This is a genomic window from Flavobacterium bizetiae, from assembly GCF_902804475.1.
GTDB lineage: Bacteria > Bacteroidota > Bacteroidia > Flavobacteriales > Flavobacteriaceae > Flavobacterium > Flavobacterium bizetiae.
This window is the reverse complement of sequence record NZ_CADCSU010000049.1, coordinates 1-6,121: the sequence shown is the minus strand read 5'-3', so window position 1 is coordinate 6,121 and position 6,121 is coordinate 1. Positions and strand designations below refer to the sequence as shown.

Below are 6,121 nucleotides of genomic sequence, written 5' to 3'. Positions count from 1 at the left end.
AAAGAAAACCTGGCATCACAACTTTTTGGATTGGCCTGCAAAAATTCAATTCAGTCATGCAAGGTTGGATACTCTTTAGAGATGTGTCCAGACGGTAGCTCTTTTCAGAGTCTTTTAGGTATGTTATTAATCAAATTTAGATTTTACCTCTACTTTTGGCCATGAATTGTTAGTTACATCAATATCAGCTGTTAGTAGTTTTGGATCTATCTGAATGCTTTTTATCGCTTTTGAAGTTGCATAAACTTTCTTTGCGGTATCATTATTTTTTCTCCAGATTTGCGCCGGATATTGATAATTATCTTTTGTACCGTCTTCGTAAGTAATCTCTACAAGGATTGGCATAATCATTCCGCCTGGTTTGTTATACTCTACTTCATAGAAATATTTAGGCGATTTAAGTTCTTCTTTTTCCTGAGTTGTAAAGGTTTGACTTACGTAATCAGCCAATGATTTTACATCTTCTACTTTTAAGGCTTTTTTGTTCGCATTACTTACCTCTGCATTGTCGCCGGCAACTAAATAAACAAATGGTCCTTTTTCGAAACCAAATCTTCCTTTTCTCACTTTTACATCTTTAAGATCGGCTGTTGGAGTTTCTGAAACATAATATTGTTTTACATCTTTGATACCAATATCTACAAAATCTGTTGAGTAAAACCATCCTCTAAAAAACCAGTCTAAATCTACAGCGGAAGCATCTTCCATAGTTCTAAAGAAATCTTCAGGAGTTGGATGCTTGAACTTCCATCTGTTGGCGTATGTTTTAAAAGCATAATCAAACAGTTCTCTTCCCATTACTACTTCTCTTAAAATATTAAGTCCTGTAGCCGGTTTTCCGTAAGCGTTATTCCCAAATTGATGAATCGTTTCTGAGTTAGACATGATTGGCTCTAAAAACTTTTGATCGCCACTCATATAAGGAACGATATTTTTTGCAGGACCACGTCTTGACGGGAAATTAGAATCCCATTCCTGCTCTGCTAAATATTCTAAGAAAGAGTTTAAACCTTCGTCCATCCAGCTCCATTGACGCTCATCTGAGTTTACAATCATCGGGAAGAAAGTGTGTCCTACTTCGTGAATTACAACACCAATCATTCCGTTTTTAACTTCTTTGCTTGTAAATCCATTTTCATCCGGACGACCAAAATTCCAACAAATCATTGGGTATTCCATACCCTGATCTTCTGCAGAAACTGATACTGCTTTTGGATAAGGATAATCGAATGTATGTGATGAATAACTTTTTAAGGTATGTGCAACAACCATTGTTGATGTTTCTCCCCAAAGCGGATTTGCTTCTTTTGGATAAACAGATTCTGCCATAACTACTCTGTTACCAATCTTTACAGCCATTGCATCGTAAATGAATTTTCTTGAAGAAGCAATCCCGAAATCACGTACATTTTTTGCACTGAATTTCCATGTTTTTTTCTTTTCAGAGAATCCTTTTTCAGCCGCTTCAGCTTCTGCCTGCGTTACAATTACAACAGGTTTATCAAATGATTTTTGAGCTTGTTCGTAACGTTTTACCTGTTCTGGTGTAAAAACTTCACTTCTGTTGGTTAATTCTCCTGTAGCATCAATTACGTGATCTGCAGGAACTGTAATATTTACGTCAAAGTTTCCAAAGGGTAAAGCAAATTCTCCGCTTCCCCAAAACTGCATATTCTGCCATCCTTCGACATCATTATAAACAGCCATTCTTGGATAAAACTGCGCAATTACGTATAATTTATTTCCGTCTTTTTCAAAAAATTCATAACCTGAACGCCCGCCTTCTTTTCTGTAGTTGTTAACATTGTACCACCATTTTATAGCCATTGAAATTTTCTCTCCCGGCTTTAGAGGTGTTACAAGATTAATACGCATCATGGTTTCGTTGATAGTGTAGGACATCGGGCTTCCTTTCGAATCTTTTACATATTCTATATTAAAACCGCGTTCCAGATCTTTCTTTAAGTATTTGCTTGAAAAACCTTCAAGTGGTAAAACCTGATTAATTTTTTCGCTTTCAGCCAAAGAAGTCTGCGTTTTTGGCTTTGCCTGATTTTGATCTAACTGAATCCATAAATACTCTAAACTATCCGGCGAATTGTTAGAGTATGTAATAACTTCAGAACCATTTATTTTTGAATTTTTATCGTCTAATTCGATATCGATTTTATAATCTGCCTGTTGCTGATAATATGCCGGGCCTGGTGCTCCCGATGCTGTACGAAACATATTAGGCGTCGCTAACAAATCATACATCTGGCTGAATTTGTTAGTATCGTACTTTCCTTGTTGTTTTGGGGTAGTTGTTTTTTCCTGAGCGAATAGGATTGCAGGAAAAATCAAGAATAATGAAAGTTTTTTCATAAATTTTTAATGGTAATTTTATCAGGGTGTGAAAATAACAATTAAAATAATAATTTTAACTATTATTTAGTACTTTAACAATTCTTTCCTTGAAGATTCTGTAAAAAGAACACTCTTTTTAGTGCCAAATGCTGAAATATGTGTAATATTTTGCTGTTCAGCATTCCAATCGACCAAAATAGTATTAGTTATTTCGATTGTTTTAAATTTATCAATGTCTTTTATCCTGGAATAACAAACTAAAACGTCGTTTGATTCTACTTCTTTTGATAAAAAAGTAATAGGTTTTGACTGGCCGTTTATTTTTATAGAAAAATTTTCAGCAAGATATTTTTTCAACAAGTCGATATCCGCCTGAGTTTCTTTATCAGTACCTACAAATGTTTTTTGATGGTATTTCTTTTCCATCCCGTTATTCAAATCATCGATAAAAATTCGGGAAGTAATCTGAATCATTTTCTTTTCGGCCGCATAATTGACCTGAAAAACTCCCATATAAAATTTATGGAATGAAAACGCTGTAAGCGATAAAAACAATATTCCCAGTAAAGGATAAATTAATCTATTTTTCATTTTCGGGCAACATCCACTTTTTTGAATTCCTGGCTTTTAGTAATTAAAAAATCCATTAGTTCAAACTTTTCTTCTTGTTTTAAATGTTTTTTAGATTCAGGATCGACAGCACAAAACAGTAAAAAGATATCTACTTCTTCTTTTTTAAGTTTTAATGTATCGGTATAAAAATCAGGAGTAAAATTAGCTTTTGCATACATCGTAAAAGCAAAATCACTTGCTTCTTCCTCAGGCACTACATCAGCATCTTTCTTTTTCATTAATTTTCTTGCGTCTTTAAATATTCGCACAAAATCAACTCCATTTTCTATTGTACCATCATAGATAAATTTGTTTTTAGGAGACGATTTCTCATCGTCAACAAATTTAGTATCTACTATAGCCTGACTATTTTTATCAAATGCTTTTACTTTTAAATCTTTATGAACGACAATCTCTTTTAATTGATTGCTTACCAAATCCATTTGTACCAGAAAAAGTCTGTCGGCACAATTTTTCTCTGTTAAAACAATTTTTTTAGATTGAAAAGCCATACTTGTAATCAGCAAAGTATCTTTTGGCTTTGCCATAATATCAAACAAACCGTTTGAACTAATAAAAGTTCTGATATTGGCATTTAAATTCATTACATAACCACTTTCAAGAGTTATAGAATCATTCACAACTTGTCCATGTAGTGGCTTCCTTGAATTATTTTGTCCCAGTGCAATCTGGCAAAATAAGCACACAACGAGTATTCCTAGTTTATTTTTCATTTTCGAGAATTGTTAGATATTTCCTTGCTAAATCTGTTATTAAAAACATACTCATCGTTTTGTTCTTAGTATCCAAAGATACGGCAAATTCAGCATCATCTACACAATATAATTGAAATCCTTTGATGTCAGCCACCGGAATCCTTAATCTTTCTGTATAATAATTCTCCTCAAAAAGATATTCGATTTTCCTGAAAAGTGCCTCTTTTTTCTCGACATTCACCTCTTTTTTAAGCATCGCAGTGCGGCCTGAAATTGCGTTAAGTAACTTATCCACAGAAGTTGAAGTTGCAGTATAGACTTTTCTTTCGGCAGGAGTATATTTTTTTTGACCGTACGGAATTATACCTAAATTTTCGGCCGTGACATTGGCATTTTCATTTACAATTACTTCTTTCAATTCGATCTCTTTGGCGTTCATTTTAACCACAATAGAGCCTGATTTTAAATCCTCCATTGTAATCCGGCGTTTAAAAGGATCGAGATTAACAGACGAAAAAACCAAAACATCACCTTCCTTTACTACAATAGAAAACATTCCGCCCGCATCTGAAACAGCAGTAACCTGGGTTGTATTATTGATAATATTTACCCCCTCGACATTCGTTGATTGCTCAAATATTTGTCCGGTAATTTCTTTTGAAGTGTTGTTTTGCCCAAACCCAACCTGAACAATCAATAAAAAAAGGATTATTTGTAAAATGTTACTTATTCTCACGTGCAATTATTTCTTTGTATTTTACAGCTAATTCTCCTAACAAAAACTCAGTTGACGTTCTGTTTTTAGAATTCAAAATTACTGTGAATTTATCATTTTCGACTGCATAATATTCAAAACCTTTTACGTATTCTGCCGGAATTTTCAATCGGTCAATAAAATGATCGAGGCTAAACATACGTTCTAAAAGTTTCATAAAAAACTCTTTTTTCTCGACAGCAACTTCTTTTTTAAGCATTGCGGTACGACCGGAGAAAAAATTCAATAAAGGATCTGCAGAAACCGAACCTCCAGCCATACTCCCTGCATTTGCAGTAGCATTTAAGGCTGTTGCGGTATGTAATTTTCTTTCAGCTTCTGTATACGTTTTCTGACCACTTGGAATAATCCCTAAAGCAACGGCATTTATACCATTATAATTCTTAACAACAACCTCCTGCAATTGATGCATTATCACATTCAGCCGAACTGAAAAGGTAACATCACAAAAATTTTCAGGTTGAAGCAAAACTCTATTTTCTTTGAATTGTATGGATGAAAAAACAAGTTCATCACCCGGTTTTGCCAGAATCGAAAAAGCCCCTAAATCATTAGTTGCGGCCATAACTTCTGTTTGCGCATTAATTACATAAACACCTTCTAAATCGGCACTATTTGCCGTTATTCGTCCGTTTAGAACAGTTCTGTCTTCAGCCTGAGACCAAGCAGCCTGCCCTGCAACCAACATCAAAACACATATAGCCTTATGAATCAAAATGACAAAAATTTAGAGATTTTCTTAAAGCTGTAAAAATATCTTAATGTATTGCAAATTTAGTATTAAGAACATGGTAAAAATATGTTAATTAAAGTTTGTTTACCACCTCTAAAAACAGACTTTTTAATATCTTTAACCTAAACAATCTGAGTTTAAATTTTATGAAAAGCATTATTATTGCAAGCACTTCTACTCTTCACGAAGGCAGCTATTTAGAGTACTTATTACCTACTTTACAATCGCATTTTAAGGATTGCAAAAGCATCTTATTTATACCTTTTGCCCGTCCGGGAGGCATTTCGCACGACGAATATACCAGCAAAGTTTCAACAGCTTTTGCATCAATAAACATTTCGGTTAAAGGAATTCACGAATTCGACAATGCCGATGATGCCATAAAAAATGCTGAAGGGATTTTTACCGGAGGAGGAAACACTTTTTTATTGGTTACACAATTGTACAAGCACAATATCATGCAAGTTCTTGCTGAAACGGTAAAAAACGGAACGCCTTATTTAGGAACCAGTGCAGGATCAAACATTTGCGGTTTATCGATGCAAACTACAAATGACATGCCTATTATTTACCCACCAAGTTTTCAGACTTTAGGATTAATTCCTTTTAACTTAAATCCGCATTATTTAGATCCTGATACGCAATCGAAACATATGGGAGAAACGCGCGAAACAAGAATTAAAGAGTTTCATGCTTTTAATGCTATTCCGGTTTTAGGTTTAAGAGAAGGAAGCTGGCTTGAAGTAAAAGGAGAAAAAATTACTTTGAAAGGAAACTTGTCTGCTCGTTTATTTTTACAAAATGAAAATCCGGTAGAATTAGAAACAGAAAGCGATTTAAGCAACTTAAAATAAAATTTCAATATTTTTTAAATTCCAAATTCCAAATCTGTTGTGAATCGTTTCAAACTTGGAATTTGGAATTTAAAAAATATTGGAA

At 33.9% G+C, this 6,121-nt stretch carries 6 protein-coding genes; 1 reads left to right on the top strand and 5 read right to left on the bottom strand.

Translation table 11 applies throughout. From position 1 onward, the window contains the following. Nucleotides 1-126: 126 nt before the first annotated feature. The 5 genes from FLACOL7796_RS04570 to FLACOL7796_RS04550 form a co-directional block, all read right to left on the bottom strand. Nucleotides 127-2,364 carry a M1 family metallopeptidase gene (locus tag FLACOL7796_RS04570; RefSeq protein WP_173969650.1) on the bottom strand — a complete coding sequence of 746 codons (2,238 nt, stop codon included), beginning with the start codon at nucleotides 2,362-2,364 and terminating at the stop codon, nucleotides 127-129. A gap of 66 nt (nucleotides 2,365-2,430) precedes the next feature. Then, complete coding sequence (locus FLACOL7796_RS04565; protein ID WP_173969649.1) at nucleotides 2,431-2,937, bottom strand: DUF6702 family protein; 507 nt, start codon at nucleotides 2,935-2,937, stop codon at nucleotides 2,431-2,433. After that, complete coding sequence (locus FLACOL7796_RS04560; RefSeq protein WP_173969648.1) at nucleotides 2,934-3,692, bottom strand: hypothetical protein; 759 nt, start codon at nucleotides 3,690-3,692, stop codon at nucleotides 2,934-2,936. The genes FLACOL7796_RS04565 and FLACOL7796_RS04560 overlap by 4 nt, the downstream gene beginning before the upstream one ends. Continuing rightward, nucleotides 3,682-4,410 carry a carboxypeptidase-like regulatory domain-containing protein gene (locus FLACOL7796_RS04555; protein WP_232067294.1) on the bottom strand — a complete coding sequence of 243 codons (729 nt, stop codon included), beginning with the start codon at nucleotides 4,408-4,410 and terminating at the stop codon, nucleotides 3,682-3,684. The genes FLACOL7796_RS04560 and FLACOL7796_RS04555 overlap by 11 nt, the downstream gene beginning before the upstream one ends. Next, on the bottom strand, nucleotides 4,397-5,164 hold the full coding sequence (locus FLACOL7796_RS04550) for a hypothetical protein (RefSeq protein ID WP_232067293.1): 768 nt from the start codon (nucleotides 5,162-5,164) through the stop codon (nucleotides 4,397-4,399). Before FLACOL7796_RS04550 ends, FLACOL7796_RS04555 begins: the two co-directional genes overlap by 14 nt. A 164-nt stretch (nucleotides 5,165-5,328) precedes the next feature. Between FLACOL7796_RS04550 and pepE the strand changes: the two genes are divergently transcribed. Continuing rightward, on the top strand, nucleotides 5,329-6,036 hold the full coding sequence (pepE, locus tag FLACOL7796_RS04545; protein ID WP_173969647.1) for a dipeptidase PepE: 708 nt from the start codon (nucleotides 5,329-5,331) through the stop codon (nucleotides 6,034-6,036). The last annotated feature ends 85 nt before the right edge of the window (nucleotides 6,037-6,121 follow it).